Origin of the sequence: Pseudarthrobacter sp. 1G09 (assembly GCF_050038305.1) — a bacterium.
GTDB lineage: Bacteria > Actinomycetota > Actinomycetes > Actinomycetales > Micrococcaceae > Arthrobacter > Arthrobacter equi.
This window is the reverse complement of record NZ_CP188306.1, coordinates 2,406,624-2,430,262: the sequence shown is the minus strand read 5'-3', so window position 1 is coordinate 2,430,262 and position 23,639 is coordinate 2,406,624. Positions and strand designations below refer to the sequence as shown.

The 23,639-nt window shown below is 66.2% G+C and carries 22 protein-coding genes; 16 read left to right on the top strand and 6 right to left on the bottom strand.

What is annotated here, in order from left to right; translation table 11 throughout:
• Positions 1–14: 14 nt before the first annotated feature.
• Both ACP3TD_RS11175 and ACP3TD_RS11170 read right to left on the bottom strand, forming a co-directional pair.
• The gene (locus tag ACP3TD_RS11175; RefSeq protein ID WP_426762963.1) at positions 15–779 is read right to left on the bottom strand and encodes a type 1 glutamine amidotransferase; all 765 of its coding nucleotides are present in this window, start codon (positions 777–779) and stop codon (positions 15–17) included.
• Positions 776–2,068, bottom strand: coding sequence for a MurT ligase domain-containing protein (locus ACP3TD_RS11170; protein WP_426762962.1), 1,293 nt, complete (start codon positions 2,066–2,068; stop codon positions 776–778). Before ACP3TD_RS11170 ends, ACP3TD_RS11175 begins: the two co-directional genes overlap by 4 nt.
• A 90-nt stretch (positions 2,069–2,158) precedes the next feature.
• On the opposite strand from ACP3TD_RS11170, the gene pdxT reads away from it, so the two are divergent.
• From pdxT to ACP3TD_RS11125, 9 genes are all read left to right on the top strand, one after another.
• Complete coding sequence (gene pdxT / locus ACP3TD_RS11165) at positions 2,159–2,869, top strand: pyridoxal 5'-phosphate synthase glutaminase subunit PdxT (RefSeq protein WP_426762960.1); 711 nt, start codon at positions 2,159–2,161, stop codon at positions 2,867–2,869.
• 3 nt (positions 2,870–2,872) lie between these two features.
• Positions 2,873–3,628, top strand: coding sequence for a YebC/PmpR family DNA-binding transcriptional regulator (locus tag ACP3TD_RS11160; RefSeq protein ID WP_091720500.1), 756 nt, complete (start codon positions 2,873–2,875; stop codon positions 3,626–3,628).
• A 65-nt stretch (positions 3,629–3,693) separates the two neighbouring features.
• Positions 3,694–4,272: a crossover junction endodeoxyribonuclease RuvC gene (gene ruvC, locus ACP3TD_RS11155; protein WP_426762959.1), complete on the top strand. Its 579-nt coding sequence runs from the start codon at positions 3,694–3,696 to the stop codon at positions 4,270–4,272.
• Between the two features lie 100 nt (positions 4,273–4,372).
• Positions 4,373–5,014 (top strand): Holliday junction branch migration protein RuvA, encoded by a 642-nt coding sequence (gene ruvA, locus ACP3TD_RS11150; RefSeq protein WP_426762958.1) that lies wholly within the window; start codon positions 4,373–4,375, stop codon positions 5,012–5,014.
• Positions 5,007–6,092, top strand: a complete 1,086-nt coding sequence (ruvB, locus tag ACP3TD_RS11145; RefSeq protein ID WP_045732529.1) for a Holliday junction branch migration DNA helicase RuvB — start codon at positions 5,007–5,009, stop codon at positions 6,090–6,092. The genes ruvA and ruvB overlap by 8 nt, the downstream gene beginning before the upstream one ends.
• Before the next feature lie 208 nt (positions 6,093–6,300).
• Entirely contained in the window at positions 6,301–6,741 is a 441-nt protein-coding gene (gene yajC / locus ACP3TD_RS11140) for a preprotein translocase subunit YajC (protein WP_377203521.1), read from the top strand.
• A 93-nt stretch (positions 6,742–6,834) separates the two neighbouring features.
• Positions 6,835–8,592, top strand: a complete 1,758-nt coding sequence (gene secD, locus ACP3TD_RS11135; protein WP_426762957.1) for a protein translocase subunit SecD — start codon at positions 6,835–6,837, stop codon at positions 8,590–8,592.
• A complete protein-coding gene (gene secF / locus ACP3TD_RS11130; RefSeq protein WP_426762955.1) occupies positions 8,592–9,608 on the top strand; it encodes a protein translocase subunit SecF in 1,017 nt (338 codons plus the stop codon). The genes secD and secF overlap by 1 nt, the downstream gene beginning before the upstream one ends.
• 161 nt (positions 9,609–9,769) lie before the next feature.
• Complete coding sequence (locus tag ACP3TD_RS11125; RefSeq protein WP_426762954.1) at positions 9,770–12,160, top strand: RelA/SpoT family protein; 2,391 nt, start codon at positions 9,770–9,772, stop codon at positions 12,158–12,160.
• Here the strand turns inward: ACP3TD_RS11125 and ACP3TD_RS11120 are convergent.
• From ACP3TD_RS11120 to ACP3TD_RS11110, 3 genes are all read right to left on the bottom strand, one after another.
• Entirely contained in the window at positions 12,041–12,781 is a 741-nt protein-coding gene (locus ACP3TD_RS11120) for a hypothetical protein (RefSeq protein WP_426762953.1), read from the bottom strand. The genes ACP3TD_RS11125 and ACP3TD_RS11120 overlap by 120 nt on opposite strands.
• Positions 12,782–12,882: 101 nt before the next feature.
• Entirely contained in the window at positions 12,883–14,448 is a 1,566-nt protein-coding gene (locus ACP3TD_RS11115; protein WP_426762952.1) for a DUF349 domain-containing protein, read from the bottom strand.
• 67 nt (positions 14,449–14,515) lie between these two features.
• Positions 14,516–15,322, bottom strand: coding sequence for a peptidylprolyl isomerase (locus ACP3TD_RS11110; RefSeq protein WP_426762950.1), 807 nt, complete (start codon positions 15,320–15,322; stop codon positions 14,516–14,518).
• Between the two features lie 247 nt (positions 15,323–15,569).
• Between ACP3TD_RS11110 and hisS the strand changes: the two genes are divergently transcribed.
• From hisS to ACP3TD_RS11095, 3 genes are all read left to right on the top strand, one after another.
• Entirely contained in the window at positions 15,570–16,943 is a 1,374-nt protein-coding gene (gene hisS / locus ACP3TD_RS11105) for a histidine--tRNA ligase (RefSeq protein WP_426762949.1), read from the top strand.
• A gap of 148 nt (positions 16,944–17,091) precedes the next feature.
• On the top strand, positions 17,092–18,891 hold the full coding sequence (gene aspS, locus ACP3TD_RS11100; RefSeq protein ID WP_426762948.1) for an aspartate--tRNA ligase: 1,800 nt from the start codon (positions 17,092–17,094) through the stop codon (positions 18,889–18,891).
• Positions 18,892–18,975: 84 nt separating this feature from the next.
• Positions 18,976–19,794 (top strand): GNAT family N-acetyltransferase, encoded by an 819-nt coding sequence (locus ACP3TD_RS11095; RefSeq protein WP_426762947.1) that lies wholly within the window; start codon positions 18,976–18,978, stop codon positions 19,792–19,794.
• A gap of 47 nt (positions 19,795–19,841) precedes the next feature.
• Here the strand turns inward: ACP3TD_RS11095 and ACP3TD_RS11090 are convergent, their stop codons facing one another.
• On the bottom strand, positions 19,842–20,516 hold the full coding sequence (locus tag ACP3TD_RS11090) for an acVLRF1 family peptidyl-tRNA hydrolase (protein ID WP_426762945.1): 675 nt from the start codon (positions 20,514–20,516) through the stop codon (positions 19,842–19,844).
• A 67-nt stretch (positions 20,517–20,583) separates the two neighbouring features.
• On the opposite strand from ACP3TD_RS11090, the gene ACP3TD_RS11085 reads away from it, so the two are divergent.
• From ACP3TD_RS11085 to ACP3TD_RS11070, 4 genes are all read left to right on the top strand, one after another.
• Entirely contained in the window at positions 20,584–21,984 is a 1,401-nt protein-coding gene (locus tag ACP3TD_RS11085; RefSeq protein WP_426762943.1) for a replication-associated recombination protein A, read from the top strand.
• Positions 21,985–22,155: 171 nt separating this feature from the next.
• Complete coding sequence (rpsD, locus tag ACP3TD_RS11080; protein ID WP_015937210.1) at positions 22,156–22,782, top strand: 30S ribosomal protein S4; 627 nt, start codon at positions 22,156–22,158, stop codon at positions 22,780–22,782.
• A 144-nt stretch (positions 22,783–22,926) separates the two neighbouring features.
• On the top strand, positions 22,927–23,301 hold the full coding sequence (locus tag ACP3TD_RS11075) for a DUF948 domain-containing protein (protein WP_015937209.1): 375 nt from the start codon (positions 22,927–22,929) through the stop codon (positions 23,299–23,301).
• A gap of 16 nt (positions 23,302–23,317) precedes the next feature.
• On the top strand, positions 23,318–23,548 hold the full coding sequence (locus ACP3TD_RS11070; protein WP_015937208.1) for a DUF6167 family protein: 231 nt from the start codon (positions 23,318–23,320) through the stop codon (positions 23,546–23,548).
• The last annotated feature ends 91 nt before the right edge of the window (positions 23,549–23,639 follow it).

Here is a 23,639-nt window from a genome sequence, read left to right as displayed (position 1 = left end):
CTAAACCCGACGGATCAGCGCGGCCGGCGTGCCGCGTGGTCCCGAGCGAGTTCCGCGTACCGGTCATCCGGGAGGCCGGGCTCGAACGTTCCAAACTTGCGTTCAGCAGCTGTGCGGATCAGGAAGTCCGCGATGGCCGGGTTCTTCGGAAGCAGCGAGCCATGCAGGTAACTGGCCACAATGTTGCGGTAGCGGGCGCCCTCGTGGCCGTCGCTGCTGTTGTTGCCGGTGCCCTTCGCCACGGTGCCGAGCGGGCGGACCCCGCTTCCCAGGGTGGTCTGGCCGCTGTGGTTCTCGTAGCCCAGCACCTCGCCGAATTCGGACGTGGTTACCTTGACATTGCCGATCAGGCGCTCATCGGTGCCATGCGTTTCGACGTCGAGGATGCCGATCCCCGGAATCACCGAGCCGGTCCTGGTCTTGAAGAACCGGCCAAAGAGCTGGTACAGGCCGCAGATCACCAGCATCGGCGTGCCGTCTTCGGCGAGCTCCCTGAGGGAATCCGCCCGGGCCTGCAGGTCGTCCTGGATGACCAGCTGCCCGCTGTCCTGGCCGCCGCCGCCCACAATGATGTCCACGTCGTCAGGGAAGGGGTCACCCACATTGTATTCCAGCAGTTCGGGCGTGTATCCGTGCCACCGGATCCGCTGCTGCAGCACCAGGGCGTTGCCCCAGTCGCCGTAAATGTTCATGTCGCGCGGGTAGAGCTGGACCACCCTGAGGATGCCCTTGCCGTCCGCGGCTGACGGACCGGACGTGCCCGGAGTTTCCTGGCTCAAGAGACAACCTCCACAGTGGTGATCTTCGATAGTTCCCGGCGGATGGCGAGCATGGCCGTATAAGTACAGAAAATGCGCTTGGGCTGGCCTTTCGCCCCCCGGATGAACGCGGCGAGGGCCGGCGCGATGTCAGGATCCACGGCACCGATGCGGACGTCGTCATACTGCAGGCGCAATGCCATGTCGTAGGCACGGGAACCGGTCAGCTGGTCCACGCCTTCGGCCCGGAGCGAATCGAACTCCACGTCCCACAGCCAGGACATATCCCGGCCGTCGGCATAGTTGTCGTTGATGGCGATCATGGTGGCGTAACCGCCTGCAGGAAAGGACTTCAGGCCCAGGCGGAAACCGCTGGGGTTCTTCACCAGCACCAGGTCAAGGGGCTGGCCTTCCACTGTAAGGCTCTCACCGCGGCCGAAGGCGGGCGCCACCTGGGACAGCGCCTCCAGCAGGGTTTCGTGGTTGGTGTCCGTCGCGGCTCCGCCGCAAATCGCCCGCGCAAGGGTCAGCGCCGCGGCCGCGTTGAAGATGTTGTACACCCCGCGGAGCTTCATCGCGGTGCTGACGGTCCCGCCGTCGTACTCAAACTCGGCGGTGTCCGCGCCCACTTTGCGGAGCACGACGTCGGCCGCGGGCTTCTCCGGGAGGCCCGCCGGCGCGGGGCTGCCGGGAGCGGCGCGCATATCGTCGTCATTGGGGAACGTGCCCAGCAGCGAGTCGTCCAGGCCGAAATACCGGACCTCCTGGCCGGTGAGGGTTTCCGCGATCCTGGCCACCCTCGGGTCTTCACGGTTCAGCACCACGGTCCCGGTTGTCTTCGCGGCGATGTGCTGCAGGAGCTGGGCTGTCTTGTCGATCTCGCCGAACCGGTCCAGCTGGTCCCGGAGGACGTTCAGGAGCAGGCAGTACTTCGGCGGCACGCTGTTCACGAAGTGCACGGCGTGTGCCTCGTCGAGTTCCAGGACCGCGACGTCGGCGTCCAGCCGCCCGCGCCAGTCAACCTCGCCCAGCAGGGCAGCGGCGACGCCGCGGGTGAAATTGCTGCCGGTGCGGTTCGTGAAAACCTTCAGGCCCTGGCTTTCAAGCAGCTCCACCACCATCTTGGTGGTGGTGGTCTTCCCGTTCGTGCCGCTGACCACTGCCACGCCGTGCGGCAGGGTGGTGAGTGTCCGCCGCATGAAACCGGGGTCGATTTTTTCGACGACGAGCCCCGGAAGCGCGGACCCGCCGCCTCGAAGCCGGGATACCCGGCGCACCAGTTTGCCAAGCGGAACAGTGTAAAAGGGCATTGTCCGAATATATCCCAGCCGCGGCATGGAACCGCCGGAGTGTGACCCGCCCGGCCGGGCGGACATCAGCGGTGCCCGTATGCTGGGACGATGACAAATACCCTTTCCGCCGATCCCGCACGCGTGGGCTCGGGCCTTCGGATCGGCGTCCTGGCGCTCCAGGGCGACTTTCGCGAGCACCTCCGTGCCGCCGCGGAATCCGGTGCCGAGGGGGTCAGCGTCCGGCGTCCCCAGGAACTCGAGGGCCTGGACGGGCTCATCATTCCCGGCGGCGAGTCCACGGCCATTGACAAGCTCGCGAGGGCTTTCGGGCTGGACCAGCCGCTGCGTGAACGCATCGCCGGCGGACTGCCGGTCTACGGTTCCTGCGCGGGCATGATCCTGCTGGCCTCGGACATTGCCGACCCCGCCACGGACCTTTCGGGTGCCCCCCAGCAGACATTCGGCGGGCTGGACATGACGGTCCGCCGCAACGCTTTCGGACGCCAGCGCGAGTCCTTCGAGACGGACCTGGATTTCAAGGGCCTGGAGTTCAGCGCCACCGACGCCGGTGTGGCTCCGGTCCATGCCGTTTTTATTCGCGGACCGTGGGTGGAGCGCGTAGGCCCCGGCGTGGAAATCCTGGCCCAGGTTGAACCGGCCGATCCGGAACATGCGTCCCACACCGCCGGGCTGCCCGGGGCCGCTAGAATTGTCGCAGTGCGTTCCGGCCGGCTGCTGGCCACCTCCTTCCATCCGGAAGTGACCGGGGAGAAACGCGTACACGAACTTTTTATCCGCATGATCAGAGGAGAAGCGTAAAGCATGTCAGGCCACTCCAAATGGGCGACTACCAAGCACAAAAAGGCGATCATTGACAGCCGCCGTGCAAAGTCCTTCGCCAAGCTGATCAAGAACATCGAAGTTGCTGCCCGCATGGGCGGACCGGACCTGGCCGGTAACCCCGGCCTTGAACTGGCGGTCACCAAGGCGAAGAAGACTTCGGTCCCCAACGACAACATCGACCGCGCCATCAAGCGCGGCGCCGGGCTCACCGGCGAAGTGGTGGACTACACCGAAATCATGTACGAAGCCCGCGGCCCGCAGGGTTCCGCCCTGCTGATCGAGTGCCTCACCGACAACAAGAACCGGGCGGCATCCGAGGTCCGCCTCGCCATCTCCCGCAACGGCGGCACCATCGCCGATCCCGGTTCCGTCAGCTACCTGTTCAACCGCAAGGGCGTGGTGAACCTGCCCAAGAACGGCCTGGCCGAAGACGACGTCCTCATGGCCGTCCTGGACGCCGGCGCCGAAGAGGTCAAGGACAACGGCGAATCCTTCGAGATCCACTCCGAACCGGGCGACCTTCCGGCCATCCGCGAAGCCCTTAAGGACGCCGGCATCGAGTACGACACCGATGAAGTGGAGTTCGTTCCGTCCATGCAGGTGGGGCTGGACGTCGACGGAGCGCGGAAGTTCATGAAGCTGGCCGACGCCCTCGAGGAGCTCGACGACGTCCAGAACGTCTACAGCAACGCCGATTTCAGCGACGAGGTCCAGGCCGCCCTGGAATCAGAGTGACCGGCGGCTTTGCCTGCTGACCTGCGCCCGTCGCAGCACACCCTATCGCGACTCAATCCATCTCCATGACACTCCGTGTCCTGGGCGTGGACCCCGGGCTGACCCGCTGCGGCATCGGGGTGGTGGACGTCGAGCGGAACCGGCGGGCCACCATGGTGGCCGTCGGCGTCGTCGGAACCTCGCCCGACGAATCCCTGGACCAGCGTCTGCTCGTGATTGCGCTGGCCATCGACGAATGGCTGGACCGCTACGAGCCCCAGGTGCTCGCCGTCGAACGCGTCTTCTCGCAACTCAACGTCAGCACCGTGATGGGTGTGGCGCAGGCGTCCGGCGTGGTGATTGCGGCAGCTGCGCGGCGCGGGATCCCGGTGGCGCTCCATACGCCGTCGGAGGTCAAGGCCGCCGTTACGGGCAGCGGCACGTCGAACAAGGACGCTGTGACCAAGCTGGTCACCAAGATCCTCCGCCTCGACGCCCCGCCCCGTCCGGCCGATGCCGCGGACGCCCTGGCACTGGCCATCACGCACGCCTGGCGCGCCGGAAGCGGGGCCCCGGTTTCCACCACCGGTCCGGGCAGTTCGGCGCTGACACCGGCCCAGCAGGCCTGGGCCGAGGCCGAAGCGAAGGCGCGCCGCGCACGCTGAATGTCCCTGCAGCTTGCTAGGGTATTAGTAAATATGTTCGGATAACCGGGCTCCGCCTCTTGCCAGGCGGCAGGCCGGCAGCACAAGCAGGAGCCAGGCCTTGATCAGTTTCCTCCGCGGAACCGTAGCGCACGTAGGCCTGTCCACGGCCGTCATCGACTTGAACGGTGCGGGCATGAGCGTCTACGCCACCCCGCAGACCCTCAGCGGGCTTCACGTGGGCGAAGAGGGAAAGGTCTTCACCTCCCTGATCGTCCGCGAAGACTCGTTGACGCTGTTTGGTTTTGCGGACGACGACGAACGTGAAGTTTTCGACGTCCTGCTGAGTGTGAGCGGGGTGGGTCCGCGCCTCGCACTGGCCGTCTTGGCGGTCCACGATCCTGAGGCGATCCGCGTTGCCGCGCATACCGGCGACAACAAGACCTTCACCAAGGTTCCCGGGATCGGCCCGAAGGTGGCGGGGCGGATTGTCCTTGAACTGGCCGGCAAGCTCGTTCCGCACGGTACGGCTCCCGCTGCCGCCACCACCGCGGCGGAGGCCAACTGGAAGCCGCAGGTGGTCGCCGCCATGACCAGCCTGGGCTGGTCCGAAAAGGACGCGTCGTCGAGCATCGAGAAGGCACTGGCGGACGAGCCCGAAGTTTCCTTCCGCGGCAACGTCCCGGAGATCCTCCGGACCACCCTCCGCTGGCTCGGCCAGGACGGCGCGCGGGCGGGCAACCGCGTAGGCAGCCGTGGCTGAACCGTCACTGGTGGCAGCGGGGGAGGAGCCGGAGGAACGCGCCATCGAAGCCGCACTCCGCCCCAAGAACCTGGACGACTTCGTGGGCCAGCACCGCGTGCGGAAGCAGCTGTCCCTGGTCCTGAAGGCGTCCCGAATGCGCGGCCGCAGCGCCGACCATGTGCTCTTCTCGGGTCCTCCGGGTCTCGGTAAGACCACCCTTGCCATGATTGTGGCGGCGGAAATGAACGCCCCGTTGCGCATCAGCAGCGGCCCCGCCATCCAGCACGCCGGAGACCTCGCCGCCATCCTGTCCTCGCTGTCCGAGGGCGAAGTCCTCTTCCTCGACGAAATCCACCGCATGTCCAGGCCGGCTGAAGAGATGCTCTACATGGCTATGGAGGATTTCCGTGTGGACATCGTGGTGGGCAAGGGCGCGGGTGCCACTGCCATCCCGCTGGAACTTCCCCCCTTCACACTGGTGGGTGCCACTACCCGGGCCGGGCTGCTTCCCGGCCCGCTGCGGGACCGCTTCGGTTTCACCGGCCATCTGGAGTTTTACTCGGTTCCGGAACTCGAACTTGTGCTGCGGCGCTCTGCCGGCCTGCTGGACCTGAAGGTCAATTCTGCCGGCTTCAGCGAGATCGCCGGCCGGTCCCGCGGAACGCCCCGAATCGCCAACCGGCTGCTCCGCCGCGTGCGCGACTGGGCCCTGGTCCATGGTGTAGACCAGATCGATGCCCGCTCCGCGTCGGCGGCGCTCGACATGTATGAAGTGGACAAGAAGGGGCTCGACCGACTGGACCGTTCCGTCCTCGAGGCCCTCATCACCAAGTTCGGCGGAGGGCCAGTGGGGCTCTCCACGCTGGCGATCGCCGTCGGCGAAGAAACCGAAACAGTGGAGACTGTCGCGGAGCCTTTCCTCGTCCGCGAAGGGCTCCTGGGCCGCACCCCGCGGGGCCGCATCGCCATGGCGCCGGCCTGGACACACCTGGGCTACGCCATCCCTGCAGGCGTGTTCGGCCAGGAACAGCTGGATCTTTTTGACCGCGAAACGGGTGCCGAGGTCACGGGGGACTGGGCCCCGGAGAGCCAATAACAGGCTCCCTCCAGCTTTTCCCCTTAGACTGGTATGACGCTCGGCACGTTCGGGTCTTTGTTGTGCGCATGGCCTATCGGCCGCGCCGCCGGTGCAGGAGGTCCGTCAGGGATCGGCTTCCATGACTGTTCCGCCCGGCACAGACAAAGTCCGGCGCTGCCGGAAAACCAGCCAGGTACCACAAAGAACGGAATTCCCCTTGGATCCAATGTCAATTCTCCTGTTCGTCATGCTCGGCGTATTCATCTTCATGATGTTCCGCCGGAACAAGAAGACGCAGCAGCAGCAGGCGGAGCTCCAGTCGAAGTTCGGCCCCGGCGTCGACGTCATGACCAGCTTCGGCCTCTTCGGCCGGATCGTGGACATTGATGAGGCCGAAAACAAGGTCACCCTGGAACTCTCTCCGGGCAACCTGGCCACCGTGCATCGGCAGTCCGTCACCAAGGTGATGGAACCGGCGGTGGCGCCGGAAGCAGCTGCTCCCGCCGTACCGGACGATGCTTCGTCCCTGACCGCTCCGGAGGCGGCGGGCACCACGGCCGGCACCACGGCTGCGCCGGCCACTGCCGCTGAGACCACCGCGTTCCCGGCTGAGACCCCGGACGAGACCCTGAAGCGCCTCAACGATGAGGGCAAGAAGGACAGCTAGCCCTTCCGGCACCTTAACCCCTCTACCGCTGCGGACAACCGCCGGTGCACCTGCGCACCGGCGGTTCCTCCGTGAATAAGAGAAAGATCGACAATGGCACGAACTGGCCCCAAGAAACCCGGCCTCAGGGTCCTGGTCTGGCTGGGCGTAATCATCGCCGCGTTGACCGCCGTCCTGGCCGCCGGCACCGCCGCCGGACAGGCAAGCTGGTCGCCCAAGCTGGCACTTGACCTCGAAGGCGGTACCCAGATGATCCTGGCGCCGAAGGTCGAGGGCGGTTCTGACATCAACGAAGAACAGCTGAACCAGGCCGTGGCGATCATCCGCCAGCGCGTCGACGGTTCCGGCGTGGCCGAAGCCGAAATCAGCACGCAGTCGGGCCGCAACGTGGTGGTGAGCCTCCCGGGCACGCCGTCAACTGCCACCCGCGACCTGATCCAGGCATCCGCGGACATGAACTTCCGGCCCGTGCTCCTGAACGGAGCCGGAGCTGCTGTTCCCGAAGAGTCGCGGGCACCCGAAGATCAGCTGCCGAAGCCAACGGCAGCGCCCGCCAACAGCAGCGACATCAACTGGATCACGCCGGAAATCTACCGCGAGTTCGAAGCCTTGGACTGCGACAACGCTTCAGCCGAGAAGGCAGAGCGTTCTGATCCGACCAAGCCGCTGGTCACCTGTGAACCGGCGACGGACCAGAGCCCGGCCATCAAGTACATCCTCGGGCCGGTCGAGGTGAAGGGCAGCAACATCGTCACTTCCTCGTTCCAGCTGCAGCAGGGCGCCCAGGGAGCCGTCACCAACGACTGGGCCGTCAACATCCAGTTCAACGAGGAAGGCACCGCGAAGTTCAAGGAGGTCACCGAGCGCCTCAACCAGTTCTACGTGGCCGCCGGCGGCGAATCGGGCAACGATCCCAAGGCACAGTTCGCCATCGTCCTCGACGACCAGGTCATTTCCGCTCCCCGTTCACTGGCTGTCATCACGGACGGCCGTCCGCAGATCACGGGCGGCTTCACCGAGCAGACGGCGAAGGCACTGTCGGACCAGCTGCGCTTCGGTGCCCTGCCCATCAGCTTCGAAATCCAGAGTGAACAGCAGATCTCGGCCACCCTGGGCGGCGAGCAGTTGCGCATGGGACTGCTGGCCGGCCTCATTGGGCTGCTCCTGGTGGTGGTCTATTCGCTCTTCCAGTACCGGGCCCTGGGCTTCGTGACCATCGCGTCGCTGGTGGTGGCAGGCGTCCTGACGTACCTGGCCATCGCGATCCTGGGCTGGACGGAAAATTACCGGCTGTCCCTGGCCGGTGTTGCGGGCATCATCGTGGCCATCGGCCAGACGGCTGACTCGTTCATCGTCTACTTCGAACGTATCCGCGATGAGCTGCGCGAAGGACGCGGCCTGGTCTCCGCCGTCGAGAACGGCTGGAAGCGGGCCAAGCGCACCGTGCTTGCCTCCAAGGCCGTCAACCTGCTGGCGGCGCTGGTCCTCTACTTCGTCGCCGTAGGCAACGTGCGGGGCTTCGCCTTCACGCTCGGCCTGACCGCCATCGCCGACCTCATCGTGGTCTTCATGTTTACCCACCCGACGCTGCAGCTGCTGGCGCGGACGCGCTTCTTTGGCGAAGGCCACCGGTTCTCCGGGCTCGACCCCAAGCGCCTCGGCGCCGTACCGCTGTACCGCGGTGCGGGCAGTATCCGGACCCCCGAAGACCGTCCGGCCAACGTCCGTGCCAAGAACGCGGGAGCCGCCGCAGAAGCGGAACGCAGGATGACCATTGCCGAACGGCGGCTGGCGGAGAAGCAGGAACAGCTCGCCGGTTCCTCGAAGACCGCTGCGAAGGAGAACAAGTAATGTCAGGCTTCGCCAATTTCGGCAATGAGCTCTACACCGGGAAGCGCTCCTACGAATTCGTGGGATCCAAGAAGATCTGGTTCCTCATCGCGCTGGCGGGTGTGGCGCTGTCCATCATCATCCCGGTGGCCAAGGGCGGGTTCAACCTGGGCATCGAGTTCCGGGGCGGCTCGGAATTCACCGTCTCCAACGTCAAGACGACGGACGCCACAGTGGGGGAGAAGGCCGTCACGGACGTTGTGGCCGGCAGCATTCCGCGTGTGGCCAACGTGGCCGGAACTACCATGCGCATCCAGACGGACAAGCTCACGGACGACGAGACGCTGCGCATCAAGGAAGGCCTGCACACCGCATACGGCGTAACCGAGAACGAGGTTACCTCCACCTTCGTGGGACCCACCTGGGGGGCCGATGTCACCAAGCAGGCCCTGATCGGCCTGGTGGTGTTCGTCCTCCTGGCTGCGGTGCTGATGGCCTTGTACTTCCGCACGTGGAAGATGTCCGTTTCGGCTCTCGCCGGCATGCTAGTCACCATGTTCATCACCGCCGGGGTCTATGCCCTCAGCGACTTTGAAGTGACACCGTCCGCCATCATCGGGTTCCTGACGGTGCTCAGCTACTCCCTCTACGACACCGTGGTGGTCTTCGACAAGATCCGTGAGAACACGGCGGAGATTGACTCCTCAACCCGCCGCACGTTCGCTGAGGAAGTCAACCTGGCCGTGAACCAGACGCTGGTGCGTTCCATCAACACCATGATGGTGGCGATCCTCCCGGTGGGCGCCATCCTGTTCATCGGTGCCGGCCTGCTGGGCGCGGGAACCCTGCGTGACCTGTCGCTGGCACTGTTCGTGGGAATCCTGATCGGTACGGCCGCCACGATCTTCGTGGCGGCGCCGATGTACGCCTGGCTGCGGCAGAATGAACCGGACCTGGTCAAGCAGGCCCGGCGCGTGGAGCAGCGCCGCAGCAGCGCCGCCGAGCGCAATGCTTCAGCGGAGCCTGCCCAGGCCTGATTGATGCAACGTGCGCCGGTCCTGCCGGTGTTCCCGTCCAGGGGCCGGACAGTGTGGAAATCACGCTGTCCGGCCCGTGGTCGTTTAAGTGTCCCGGTTATAAATCTCTGCGTCCTGAGGAATAGACTGAGGTAATTAAGACGGTGGTGAGGGGTGCTTCATTGGAAGAACGTTCGGCGTCGGTGCCAACGGCTCAGGGAGAAAACAATTCCACCGGTGGCCATACCGGGGTGGCTGCATCGGCGCGCCCCGGTTCCTTGGTGCCGGTGGACAACTCCGGCACCCGCGCCACGTTCCCCGGCCGCAGGGAGCGCACCCGTTCGAGGCTGGCCCGCCTGACCGGCCGCGGCGCCGCCACCTACTCACCCATCCTTGAGCCGCTGCTGCGCACCGTCCGGGCCAACAACCCCAAAGAGGACTTCGACCTCATCCAGCGCGCGTTCGACGTTGCTGAGCGCAGCCACCGGGGCCAGAAACGCAAGAGTGGCGACCCCTACATCACGCACCCGGTGGCGGTGGCCACCATTCTTGCCGAACTCGGTTTGAGCGGGACCACCCTCGCCGCAGCACTCCTGCACGACACCGTTGAGGACACCCCTTACACCCTGGCGGACCTGAAGCGTGATTTCGGTCCCGAAGTGGCCATGCTGGTGGACGGCGTGACCAAACTGGACAAGGTCAGCTTCGGCGAAGCGGCACAGTCGGAGACCGTCCGCAAAATGGTGGTCGCCATGGCCAAGGACATCCGGGTGCTCATGATCAAGCTCGCGGACCGGTTGCACAACGCCAGGACCTGGCGGTTCGTCTCCGCCGAATCGTCCGCCCGCAAGGCCCGCGAAACACTCGAAATCTTCGCGCCGCTGGCACACCGCCTGGGCATGAACACCATCAAGTGGGAACTCGAAGACCTGTCCTTCGCAGCGCTGTATCCGAAGGTCTACGAGGAGATTGTCCGGATGGTGGGGGACAGGACCCCGGAGCGTGAGAAGAGCCTGGGCGTCATCCGCGACCAGATCACCGACGACCTCCGCACGGCCAAGATCAAGGCGACCATCACGGGCCGTCCGAAGCACTATTACTCGATCTACCAGAAGATGATTGTCCGGGACAAGGACTTCGACGACATCAACGACCTCATGGGCGTCCGGGTCCTCGTTGACTCCGTCCGGGACTGCTACGCCGCACTTGGCACCATGCACTCGCGCTGGAACCCGCTGCCCGGCAGGTTCAAGGACTACATTGCGATGCCCAAGTTCAACATGTACCAGTCCCTGCACACCACGGTCATCGGCCCCGGCGGCAAGCCCGTGGAAATCCAGATCCGCACCCATGAAATGCACCGCCGCGCAGAGTACGGCGTGGCGGCGCACTGGAAGTACAAGGACCAGCCCAACCGTACGGCGGTGGGCCCCGGGAGCCCCCGGGACGGCGACATGGGGTGGCTGCGTTCCCTGGTTGACTGGCAGCAGGAGACCTCCGATCCGGGCGAATTCCTCGATTCGCTCCGATTCGAGATCAACGCCCGCGAAGTCTTCGTCTTCACGCCCAAGGGCGAGGTCATGGCGCTGCCTGCCGGGTCCACACCGGTGGACTTCGCCTACGCGGTCCACACCGAGGTTGGGCACCGCACCATCGGTGCCCGCGTCAACGGAAAACTGGTTCCCCTCAACAGTGAACTCAACCACGGCGACTGGGTGGAAATCTTCACCTCCAAAGCTGAAGGCGCGGGGCCCAGCCAGGACTGGCAACACTTCGTCAAGAGCGCCAGGGCACGGAACAAGATCCGCCAGTGGTTCAGCAAGGAACGCCGCGAAGAAGCGATTGACCGCGGGAAGGAACTGCTGACCCGTGCCATGCGGAAGCAGAACCTTCCGCTGCAGCGGCTAATGACGCACGAGGCCCTGGCCGCCGTTGCCGAAGAATTCAAGTACGTGGACATTTCCGGCCTGTACGCCGGGGTGGGAGACGGCCACACGTCCGCGCAGTCCGTCATGGAGAAGCTCGTCGAAAGCCTCGGCGGCACCGAAAACGCTGACGACGACATCAGCGAAGTCAGCATTCCCACCCAGGTCACCAAGGCCCGCTTCTCCGATTCCGGTGTTGTGGTCCGCGGTGTGGGAGATGTGTGGGTCAAGCTGGCGCGTTGCTGTACACCCGTGCCGCCGGACCCCATCCTCGGCTTCGTCACACGTGGATCAGGGGTGTCTGTGCACCGCACAGACTGCACCAACATCTCGGACCTCAAGGACCAGCCGGACAGGATTGTTGACGTGGATTGGGCACCTACCCAGTCCAGCGTGTTCCTGGTGGAGATCCAGGTTGAGGCGCTCGACCGCAAGTCACTGCTCTCGGACGTGACACGGATCCTGTCGGAAAACCATGTGAACATCCTGGCCGCCAGCGTTCACACCTCCACCGACAGGGTGGCCATTTCAAAGTTTGCTTTCGAGATGGGGGACCCCAAGTACCTCAGCCACGTCCTCAGCGCCGTCCGCCGGATCGACGGGGTTTTTGACGTCTACCGCACCACCGGGAACAAGCGCCGGAGCTAGCCGGGAAAGCTTTTCCAGTGCCGCCTTTTTATGCGGGACGCGCGGGGTCGCCTCGATAGCGAGCACCAGCAGCCGCAACCGCACGTCCTTTTCGGGGCGGGCCAGGAGGTTTGCCAGCGTGGGTACGGCACGTTCTGCATCTACGTGCAGGGCGATATCCAGAGCCGTCCGCAGGGGGCTGGACACCATGAGTCCGCCCAGGCTGACCACATCGAAGGGACCCAGCTTCACCTCGTGCAGCGTGCAGCCCCGGGTATTCCGCAGGCTCGAAACGCGGCGCTTGGCGTCCACCAGGAGGGCAAGGCGGTCTGGCTCGTCAGCGCAGCCGTAGATCCAGGCTGCAGTCATCCGTCCCGCCACGACCCGCTGCCGGACCTGGGGCGGCACGGAACCGGCGGCAGCACGGGCGCGCAACTGGGCGTTGGCGGCAAATCCCGGGAGCGTGTAGCCATGCTGGTGGAAGCGGGCCAGGATCCCGTCGGCAGCCAGTGACTGCAGTTCCGGCCCGGCGAAAGGCCGCCCGGGTGCGTAGAGTTCCGGGAACCGCGCCGGAGCCGTGGGGTGCGGCGGCAGATGCTCCCTCCCCGCTCCGGCCGGCGTGGAATCAGATGGTGAGGCCATTCCTCCATCCTGCCAAGGAGGTCCGGATACACGCAGGCCCGGTTCGGGTTATGTGGATAACCGGAACCGGGCCTGCGGCGTCGTCAAACAGGAAGGAGGCGTCAGCTCAGTTCGCTGGCTGAACGCTGGATCTGGTCCAGCCACGCCTGGCGTGCCTCGAGGGCTTCCCTGGCTGCCTTGATCTTGCGCTCGTCGCCGCTCTGTTCCGCCTTGGCAAGGTCATCCTGCAGGCCGGCAATGGCGCTCTCGAGCTGTGACAGGGCGCTGTTGGTACGCGCCTTGCGTTCGGGGTTTGAACGCTGCCACTGCTCTTCTTCGGCCTGCCGGACGGCGTCTTCGACCTTGCGCAGGCCGGCTTCGATCCTGCCCATGTCCGCGCGCGGGACCTTTCCGGCCTCTTCCCACCGGTCCCGGACGGACTGCAGCGACTTCTTGGCAGCCGCCAGGTCCTTGATCGGGAGAATCGTGGTGGCTTCGGCCAGGAGGGCTTCCTTGACGGTCAGGTTTGCGGCGTACTCCTGGTCGATCTCGTCGTTGGCAGCCTGCCGTGACGTGAAGAAGACATCCTGCGCGGCGCGGAAACGTGCCCAGAGCGCGTCATCGTCCTTGCGGCTGGCGCGCGGAGATGCCTTCCACTGGTCCATGAGGCGGCGGTATTCGCCCGCGGCGTAGCCCCAGTCAGTGGAGCTCGAGAGCGCTTCTGCCTCGGAAATCAGCTTTTCCTTGGCGGTCTTCGCAGCGGAATTGTTGCTGTCCAGCTGGGAGAAGTAGGCCCGGCGGTGCCGGTCAAAAACGGTACGGGCGGCCCTGAAGCGCTTCCAGAGGGCGTCCTCGTTGCTGCGGCCCAGCCGGACGCCGCTCTTCTGTGCGGCCTTCCAGTTTTCGAACAGCTCGTTCATCCGGGCGCTGGAGGTCTTCCACTGGGTCTGAGCCGGGTCCTGCCCGGAGATCTCCTCTGCCTCGGCCACGATGGCTTCGCGGGCGGCAAGTTCGGCGGCCCGGACGGCGTCGTGCTCTGCCTTTTCCGTCTTTTCAAGCTCGGCGATGTGGGTTGCCAGGGTGTCCAAGCGGGCTTCTGCCGCCCGGAGGTCGCCCACCATGTTGCGTTCGGCAAGCTGTTCGTGCAGGTGGGTGACGGTCTTCTGCATGTCCGTGCTGGGGGCCTTGGAGCTTACGCGCTGTTCAAGGAGCACGATCTGGGCCACGACGTCGTCGTACTTCCGCGCGAAGTAAGCCAGCGCTTCGTCATCGCTGACGCCCGGGTACTGCCCGACGGCGTGTTCTCCGCCGTCGATCGTCAGGAAGACGTGGCCATCGCCTTCCACGCGTCCCCACTTGGCTGCTTCAGCGGGTGAGGTGGCGGGGGCGGCGGGTGCCACGGCAGCGGCCGGAGCGGCTGCCGCCGGCTTGGGGCGTGACGCGAAAGCTGCGGGGGACGGGGCCGAAGGCCGGGGTCCGGGCGCCGGAGACGGGGCAGGGGCTGCCGGTTCTGCATCCGGGGCAGGAGCCTCGGCATCCTGTTCTGGCTGAGCGCCGGGCTCCTCCGCGCCTTCGGTGGCGGCCTCCGGGGCCGTTGCGCTGGTTGCTGCAGGATCTGCGTCCGTGGCGGGAGCCGCCGTTTCGGTTACGTCTGCTGCTGTTTCGTCGGATTTCTGACTGTCTGTCACCGCTAAAAGTCTTTCGCTTGGAGGGAACTGCTCACGTCCTGCACCGCGGCCGCCATGGCCGGGCTTCCTACTTCAGAGAAAACGAGTCTATCGTGACTGCTTGAACGGGCGCGCCGTCTGTGTCGCTGCTGCCCGGGGTGATCCCTGCGGCAGCGATGCCGGTCACCACGTCCAGTCCCGATGTCACCTTGCCCACCACTGTGTAGCCGCCGGCGGAATCAGCCGGAATGTTCGTGTCTTTGTAGACGATGAAGAACTGCGTTCCGTTGCCGTAAGCGTTGTTGCCGCTCCGTGCCACGGCTATGGTTCCGGCCGGGTAGGAGTTGTCCGCCGGGGTGTTTTCCAGGGGGCCCCACGTGTAGTTGGGATCGCCCTGCCCGTCGCCGTTCGCGGAGCCGCACTGCAGTACCCCGAAGGCGTCCGAAGTGGTGAGACGGTGGCAGCTCTTGCCGTTGTAGAAGCCCTCGTCGCTGAGGGACTTGAAGACCGCCGCGGCCTGCGGTGCCGTGGTTCCGTTGAGTTCAACGCCCAGCGGCTTGCCGTTCAGCACGAGGTCCCCGGTGAACGTCTTTCCCGCCGCGGTGCCGGCGGCGGGAATGTTGGGCCCGTTCGTTGCCGGGGCTGACGGAGTGGCCGACTCCGACGGGTTGGTGAGGCCGGCCTCGGTGGCGGCAAACTCATCCTCGGTGGGGTTGCCGGCGAAGGCCGTCAGCTGAAGCACGACGGCGAGCACCACGGCGGCGGTTCCGGCGCCGGCGGCGATCAGGTTGTCGCGTTTGCGACGCTGTTCCTGGTCCCGCCTCAGCTCGCGTTTGGCCTCCATCTGGTGGATACGCCGTTTTGCTTCGCGGGCACTGCGTGAACTGGCCGCCAAGGCTCCTCCTCATGTGTGGCTGTGATGTCTCTGTACTGCCTGGTTGCGCCAGGGGCCTGGATGGCACCGGGTACAGTCCTCTGACTGCCAGGCCCTGCAGGTCCGGCGTATTAGAGATGCACACCGATGACGCATAAACTGACTGCCGCACATAGTTTATGCATGACTGGCTGGACAGCCGCCGCAGGGCGCCCCCGACGGGCGGGACGCGGCCGCCGTCCGGCACCCTTAAGAGGAGAGAACTTCCATGGCACGCACCGCCTCCCTGTCCGGATTCCCCGAGTGGCTTCCCGAGGAGCGGCTGGTGGAGCAACATGTCCTGGATACCCTGCGCCGCGTCTTTGAGCTGCACGGCTTCGCCTCGATTGAGACGCGGTCAGTGGAGACCGTGGGACAACTGCTGCGCAAGGGCGAGATCGACAAGGAAGTGTACGGGCTCAGCCGGCTCCAGGACGATGAGGGCGGGACCCCGGACCGGGGTGGAAAAGCCGACCAGCACGCGCTGGCGCTGCACTTTGACCTGACGGTGCCCTTCGCCCGCTACGTCGTCGAAAACGCCGGCTACCTGGCCTTCCCCTTCCGGCGGTACCAGATCCAGAAGGTCTGGCGCGGCGAACGCCCCCAGGAAGGCCGCGCCCGGGAATTCACCCAGGCGGACATCGACGTCGTGGGCGATGGCGAGCTGCCGTTCCGCTATGACGTTGAAATCGCCCTGGTGATCGCCGAGGCACTTAGTGCTCTTCCCATTCCGGACTTCCAGCTGCGGGTCAATAACCGCAAACTGGCGGAAGGCTTCTACCGCGGCATCGGCCTGACGGACACGGCCGGGGTCCTGCGCAGCATCGACAAGCTGGAAAAAATCGGTCCGGCCAAGGTTGCCGAACTCCTGAAATCCGAACTTGGCGCCACCGACGAGCAGGCGCAGAAGGCCCTGCAGCTTGCCGGCATCCGCACCGGGGACCTGTCCTTCGTGGCCCAGGTCCGTGCCCTCGGCGTCAGCAACGACCTGCTCGAAGAGGGCCTTAACGAGCTGGAGCAGGTCATCGACGCCGCGGTCCAGCGCGCACCCGGCAAGGTGCTGGCGGACCTCAGTATTGCCCGCGGCCTCGACTACTACACGGGCACCGTGGTGGAGACCGTCCTGGTGGGACACGAACAGCTGGGTTCCATCTGCTCCGGCGGCAGGTACGACGCCCTGGCCTCCAAGGGCAACCGGAAGTTCCCCGGCGTCGGCCTGTCCATCGGCGTGACCCGGCTGGTTTCGCGCATCCTCAGCCAGGACCTGGCCAAGGCTTCCCGTTCCGTTCCCACGGCGGTGCTGGTGGCCCTCGCGCACGACGACAGCTGGGGCGCTGCGCAGGACGTCGCCGCCCAGCTGCGCAGCCGGGGGATTCCCACCGAGGTTGCCGCCAAGGCGGAAAAGTTCGGCAAGCAGATCAAGTTCGCCGACCGCCGGGGCATCCCGTTCGTCTGGTTCACGGACGACGACGGCACTCACCAGGTCAAGGACATCCGGTCCGGTGAACAGGTAGTCGCCGCCCCGGAGACGTGGATGCCGCCGGCCGCCGACCTCGTGGTGCAGGTAGCCGCCGCCGGCGCCGTTCCTGCCCAGGCCTCCTGAACAGGTCTCCCCGCTGCTTCCGTTCTGTCGGAGCTTTGCCCGTGGACGCCGGCTTCCGTCCTGCGGGTAAACTCGGACGGGACCGGTCCCGGAGTCATCGGGACCTATTCCCTAAGTTTTCCCGCCGTTTCCTCTAGAAAGGTGTGCTGTGCTTCGCACACATGACCTCGGATCCCTTCGTTCCGAGCACATTGGACAAACCGTAACCCTGGCCGGCTGGGTAGGCCGCCGCCGTGACCACGGCGGTGTGGCCTTCGTGGACCTGCGTGATGCGTCCGGCGTGGCACAGATTGTGGTCCGCGAGGAGGAAGTGTTCCACGGGCTGCGCAACGAGTACGTCCTGCAGGTCACCGGCACCGTCTCCAAGCGCCCCGAGGGCAACGAAAACCCCGCGCTTGGCACGGGTGAGATCGAAGTCATCGCCGAGGACGTGACGGTGCTCAACACCTCCGATCCGTTGCCGTTCCAGATCGACGAGCACGTGGAAGTCGGCGAGGAAGCCCGACTCAAGCACCGCTACCTTGATCTCCGCCGCCCCGGCCCCAGCCGCAACATCCGGCTGCGCTCCGAAGCCAACCGGGTGGCCCGCGACCTGCTGCATGACGAAGGTTACGTGGAGATCGAGACGCCCACGCTGACCCGGTCCACGCCGGAAGGCGCCCGCGACTTCCTGGTTCCGGCCCGCCTGGCGCCGGGTTCCTGGTACGCCCTGCCGCAGTCCCCGCAGCTGTTCAAGCAGTTGCTGCAGGTGGGCGGTTTCGAGAAGTATTACCAGATCGCCCGCTGCTACCGCGACGAGGACTTCCGCGCCGACCGCCAGCCGGAATTCACCCAGCTGGACATTGAGGCCAGCTTCGTGGACCAGGACGACGTCATCCGCCTCGGCGAGAACATCGTCAAGGCTGTCTGGAAGCTCATCGACGTGGAGATCCCCACGCCCATCCAGCGCATCACCTACGCGGACGCCATGGCCCGCTACGGGTCGGACAAGCCCGATCTTCGCTTCGGCCAGGAACTGACGGAGCTCACGGAGTTCTTCAAGGACACCAACTTCGGCGTCTTCAAAGCGCCGTACGTTGGCGCCGTGGTCATGCCCGGGGGAGCGTCGCAGGCGCGCCGTGCCCTTGATGCCTGGCAGGAATGGGCCAAGCAGCGCGGCGCCAAGGGCCTGGCGTACGTCCTGTACAAGGAGGACGGCGAGCTCGCCGGTCCGGTCGCCAAGAACCTGACTGACACCGAACGCGCCGGCCTGGCCGACGCCGTCGGCGCCAAGCCCGGAGACTGCATTTTCTTTGCCGCCGGCGAAAAGTCCCCGTCCCGCGCCCTGCTGGGTGCCGCGCGTGTCGAAATCGGCCACCGCACCGGCCTGATCGATCCCATGGACTGGGCCTTCTGCTGGGTTGTCGACGCGCCGATGTTTGAACCGGCTGCCGCTGCTGTGGCTTCCGGCGACGTCGCCGTGGGTGCAGGCCAGTGGACCGCTGTGCACCACGCCTTCACCTCGCCCAAGCCGGAGTTCCTCGACACGTTCGACAAGGACCCCGAGTCCGCGCTGTCCTACGCCTACGACATCGTCTGCAACGGCAACGAGATCGGCGGCGGTTCCATCCGTATCCACCAGCGTGACGTGCAGGAACGCGTCTTCGAACTGATGGGGCTGGACAAGGAAGATGCCCAGACCAAGTTCGGCTTCCTCCTCGAGGGCTTCAAGTACGGAGCGCCCCCGCACGGCGGCATCGCGTTCGGCTGGGACCGCGTGGTTTCGCTGCTGGCCGGTGTCGAGTCCATCCGCGACGTCATCGCCTTCCCGAAGTCAGGCGGCGGTTTCGATCCGCTGACCGCTGCCCCGGCACCGATCACTGCCCAGCAGCGCAAGGAAGCCGGTGTCGATTTCAAGCCTGAGGCGGTCAAGCCCGTCGAGGCCAGGAAGGCCGAAGCGGTCAAGTAACGCACCGAGCTGAGCGGCAGGAGGCTCCCCGGATTCGTCGGGGTGCCTCCTGCTCCTGTTTGACCCACCTTGGAGGAGATCGGCGTGTCCAGCACTGCCTTTGACGACCGCGTCGCCGGATTCCCTGGCCTCGAAGCCGCCATGGACGCGGCGTGGCCCGCGCCGGAACGCCACGACCTTGGCCCCTGGGTTCTTCGTGCCGCCGGGGGAGTGACCCAGCGGGCTAATTCGATCTGGCCGAGGCGGGCCAGCGGTGCGGGGGAACCGGAGCTTGCCGGGCTGCTGCGGGACGCCCGGTCCTGGTACCGCAGCCGCCGGCTGCCCCTGATCTTCCAGGTCACCGCCACCGCCGAAGCGGCTGTCCTCAATTCCTTCCTGGACGCGGAGGGCTTCACCACGCAGTCCGAAACGCTGATCATGACCCGGGGGCCAGCTCGCCACGCCCGGGCTAAGGAGCCGCGTCCCGCCGTCGAGCTCGCATCTGTTCCCTCTGGCGAGTGGCTTGCCGTGTGGTGGGCGGTGGACGGACGCGGCGGTGACGACGCCCTGGCCATCGCCCGCACCATCCTCGAGGGCTGCCCCGCCGTGTATGCCATGGCCCGGGACAGCGCGGGCCGGCCCGCCGCCGTCGGACGCCTTGCCCTTCCGGACGCCGGGCCCGAGGTGAGGGGCGGACTGTACTCCATGGCGACGAGCCCTGAGGCGCGCCGACTTGGTTACGGGACCGCCGTCCTGGACTCGCTGCTCACGGCGGGGGCGGAGCGGGACCTTGCAGGCTACTGGCTGCTCGTCACCGCGGCGAACCACGGTGCCCAGGCGCTGTACGCCAACGCAGGATTCCGGGAAACCGGCCGCTACGCCTACCGCCAGGAACGGCCCAGGCGGCACCTGACCGGCTGCTGAGCAGGCACCAGCCGTCTCCCCGGCGGGCGACCGCCGGAGCGCAGGGTCTACGTCCCCGGCGCGTCGCTGACGGTGATCCGGATGGAGCAGGCGTCGGAGGCGGCTTTCTTCACGACGGTGGCCCGGGGCTCCGGCACGTCCAGGTATGCCAGGCGGTGCAGTCCGGCCCACTTGGCCAGTGCCGGGTGCCCCAGGACTGCTTCGGCGAGGGCCCTGTCCCCACCCGGGACGACATATTCGAAGGGTTCGGACGCAAACACCTGTGCTGCCTGCAACGCCACGGCATCCACCAGGGCGTCAGCCTGGTTGGAGCGGCGCCGGGCAAACCGCTGCTGTGACTGGCCGCCGGCGGCGGTGCGCGACTGGACGTACCGGGTGCCCGCTTTGGAAACCAGCAAGAGGCCCTCGGCAGCAATGCCGACACCATAGCCGCCGCGCCTCACCAGGAGCAGGCCGCACCGGCGTGGCTGGGCGGCCAGCGACGCGAGGCGTTCCAGCGGGTCGGCTCCCCGCCCGGGCCGCCCATGGGCGGGCCAGGGAGCTTCGAGGAGCGCTTCGGCTCCGTCGCCCGCCAGGAGCCGCACGCCGTCGTCGTCTTCCCGTATTGCGAAACCGTCGTGGCTGCCGGCGAACCGCCCTGTCCAGCCGGCCAGCCGGGAACCGGAAACAAACGCCGTCCTGACCGAGGGGGAGCGGCCGCTGCCGGCGTCATGGGTGGTCATGGCGGGTTCGGGTTCCTTCCGGATAGCTGTGGCGGGATCGCCGGGTGACTGGAAGTAGCCTATCTATGTGGATGATCTCTTTGGGCCGGGGCAGGGCAATGACGACGACGGCGATTCGGCCGCCGCGGGCAGCGCACCCGCCAGCTCCTCACCACGCAGTCCGCTGGCCGTCCGCATGCGGCCGCGCACCCTTGACGACGTTGTGGGCCAGCAGCACCTGCTGGGCCAGGGGTCGCCGCTGCGCCAGCTGGCGGCCGGAGCCGACGCCGCCGGTCCGGCGGGGCCAAGTTCGCTGATCCTGTGGGGGCCGCCCGGGACCGGCAAAACCACACTGGCACATGTGATCGCCCGGGGGCCGGGCCGGAAGTTCGTGGAGCTCTCAGCCATCACCGCCGGCGTCAAAGACGTCCGCCGCGTCATGGACGACGCCCTGACTGCGCGTGACCTGTATAAGACCACCACGGTGCTGTTCCTTGATGAGATCCACCGATTCAACAAGGCCCAGCAGGACGCACTCCTTCCCGGCGTCGAAAACCGCTGGGTGGTGCTGGTGGCCGCCACCACCGAAAACCCGTCCTTCTCGGTGGTCTCGCCGCTCCTTTCCCGTTCCCTGCTGCTGACCCTCAAGCCGCTCACGGACGCCGACATCGAAGGGCTGCTCAGCCGTGCCGTTTCCGACCCCCGCGGACTGGACGGCAAAGCGGAACTGGACCCCGAAGCCCTGGCCCACCTGGTCCGGCTGTCCGGCGGCGACGCCCGCCGTGCCCTCACCGCCCTGGAAGCCGCGGCCGGCGTGGCGTTCGGTGATGCCGACGACGCCGGAACCGGGCCGGCAACCGTGGAACTCAAGCACACCGAACGGGCCCTTGACGTCGCAGCCGTCCGCTACGACCGGGCGGGAGACCAGCACTACGACGTCGCCAGCGCGTTCATTAAGTCCATCCGCGGCTCCGACGTTGACGCCGCCCTGCACTACCTGGCGCGCATGCTCGAGGCCGGCGAGGACCCGCGGTTCGTGGCCCGCCGCATCGTCATCTCAGCCGCCGAGGACGTGGGCATGGCCGATCCCACGGCATTGCAGACTGCCGTGGCCGCCGCCCAGGCAGTGCAGCTCATCGGAATGCCGGAGGGCCGGATCATCCTGGCCGAGGCAGTGGTCCACCTTGCCACGGCGCCAAAATCGAACGCCGCCTACATGGGCATCAACAAGGCCATCGCCGATGTGCGCGCCGGCATGGGCAACGGCATCCCGCCCCACCTGAGGGACTCGCACTACCCGGGCTCCAAGCAACTGGGACACGGGAAAGGCTATAAATACGCCCACGACGCCCCGCACGCCGTGGCTGCACAACAGTATCCACCGGACGACCTGGTGGGACGGGACTACTACCAGCCCACCGGCAACGGAGCTGAACGCGACATCGCCGCCAGGCTGGAACGGCTGCGGAAGATTGTCAGGGGCAAGTAGCCGCCGTGCTAAGGTAGATGTTTGTCTGGCAAGGCACAGGCGCACAATCCACCGAATTTTTGTTTGATGGAGCTGTGCCCTTCGCCCAGTAGCAAAAGGCAGCGGTTGGCCGATGCTCTCCATCAAGGAGGCCAGTAACACTGACACACCGCAGATATTGGAAGGACACAAGTGGCTAACAACACTCGTGCTCGCCGTCAGGCCCGCCTCTCGCGGTCCCTCGGCATTGCTCTGACCCCCAAGGCCGCCAAGTACATGGAGCGCCGCCCGTACGGCCCCGGTGAGCATGGCCGTGCCCGTAAGAAGCAGGACTCCGACTACGCCGTACGTCTGCGCGAAAAGCAGCGCCTGCGCGCCCAGTACGGCATCCGCGAAGCACAGATGACCCGTGCCTTCGAGGAAGCCCGCCGCACCAAGGGCCTGACCGGTGAGAACCTCATCGAACTGCTCGAAATGCGTCTTGACGCCCTGGTCCTGCGTGCCGGCTTCGCCCGCACCATCGCCCAGGCCCGCCAGCTGGTTGTGCACCGCCACATCCTGGTTGACGGCATCCGCGTTGACCGTCCGTCGTTCCGCGTCGGCGAGGGCCAGCTGGTCCACGTCCACAGCCGCAGCGAGACCATGGTTCCGCTCCAGGTTGCAGCAGCCGGCGCGCACCGCGATGTCCTGCCTGCCGTCCCGGCCTACCTGGACGTCAAGCTTGAGGCACTGCAGGCCCGCTTGGTCCGCCGCCCCAAGCGCTCCGAAATCCCGGTGACCTGCGAAGAGCAGCTCGTCGTCGAATTCTACGCACGCTAAATCCCAGCAGCGTATCCAAAGAAGCCCGTGGCAAGCGCCACGGGCTTCTTTGTATGTAAGGTACTTGGGGGACATCTGCCCAACGCGGTTCGCGGGGTGCACAGGATGATTCCGGACCACAGAATTTCAAGGAGATGAACGTCTATGACTGGTGGCGATATCGCCGGCCTGGTCGCTGCCGGAGTGTTTGCACTCCTGGTACTGCTGCTCGCCGTGCCCATCCTCAAGCTGGGCAAGGTGCTGGACGAGGTGCGGACGTCCATCCGGTCACTGAGCGACGGCGCGACGCCCCTGATGGATGAGGTCACGGCCACCGTGACCACCACCAACCAGCAGCTGAAGAAGGTGGACGGCATTTCGTCCAACGTCTCTGATGCTTCGGCCAACCTTTCCGCTTTGTCGTCCCTGGTGGCCGCCACCGTCGGTTCACCGCTGATCAAGGTGGCCGCGTTCAGCTACGGCGTCCGCAGCGCGCTCTCCAACCGCAAGAAGCCCTCCACCGGCCGCCGCAGCCGCTAAGCCCCGAAAGAACACCATGAAACGACTTGTCTGGATGGGAATCGGCGTGGCCATCGGCGTTATCGCCTTCCGCAAGGTCACTGAGGCCCAGTCCGCCCTGGGTCCGGAAGGCCTCAACAGGGCAGTGGGCAGGCTTGCCGACGGCGTCTACGACTTCGCCGACGCCGTCCGAGCCGGGATGCAGGAACGCGAAACCGACCTGCGCAGTGCGCTCGGCGTCGAAACCGCGGACCTGGTCCGCAGCTGACGCCCCGGGCCATCAGCCCGCAACAACCCGGCAGGTAACCCAACCAGGCCCTGCCGCCTGAACGAACTTTCCGCGTCGTCAACCGCGGACC

What these genes read in the sequence shown, in the direction of transcription:
- yajC (WP_377203521.1), top strand. Translation starts at nt 6,301, where the DNA reads ATGTCAATTCTCCTGTTCGTCATGCTCGGCGTATTCATCTTCATGATG.
- ACP3TD_RS11120 (WP_426762953.1), bottom strand. Translation starts at nt 12,781, where the DNA reads ATGGCCTCACCATCTGATTCCACGCCGGCCGGAGCGGGGAGGGAGCAT.
- ruvC (WP_426762959.1), top strand. Translation starts at nt 3,694, where the DNA reads ATGACACTCCGTGTCCTGGGCGTGGACCCCGGGCTGACCCGCTGCGGC.
- secD (WP_426762957.1), top strand. Translation starts at nt 6,835, where the DNA reads ATGGCACGAACTGGCCCCAAGAAACCCGGCCTCAGGGTCCTGGTCTGG.
- ACP3TD_RS11090 (WP_426762945.1), bottom strand. Translation starts at nt 20,516, where the DNA reads ATGACCACCCATGACGCCGGCAGCGGCCGCTCCCCCTCGGTCAGGACG.
- pdxT (WP_426762960.1), top strand. Translation starts at nt 2,159, where the DNA reads ATGACAAATACCCTTTCCGCCGATCCCGCACGCGTGGGCTCGGGCCTT.
- hisS (WP_426762949.1), top strand. Translation starts at nt 15,570, where the DNA reads ATGGCACGCACCGCCTCCCTGTCCGGATTCCCCGAGTGGCTTCCCGAG.
- ACP3TD_RS11160 (WP_091720500.1), top strand. Translation starts at nt 2,873, where the DNA reads ATGTCAGGCCACTCCAAATGGGCGACTACCAAGCACAAAAAGGCGATC.
- ACP3TD_RS11170 (WP_426762962.1), bottom strand. Translation starts at nt 2,068, where the DNA reads ATGCCCTTTTACACTGTTCCGCTTGGCAAACTGGTGCGCCGGGTATCC.
- ACP3TD_RS11070 (WP_015937208.1), top strand. Translation starts at nt 23,318, where the DNA reads ATGAAACGACTTGTCTGGATGGGAATCGGCGTGGCCATCGGCGTTATC.
- secF (WP_426762955.1), top strand. Translation starts at nt 8,592, where the DNA reads ATGTCAGGCTTCGCCAATTTCGGCAATGAGCTCTACACCGGGAAGCGC.
- ACP3TD_RS11075 (WP_015937209.1), top strand. Translation starts at nt 22,927, where the DNA reads ATGACTGGTGGCGATATCGCCGGCCTGGTCGCTGCCGGAGTGTTTGCA.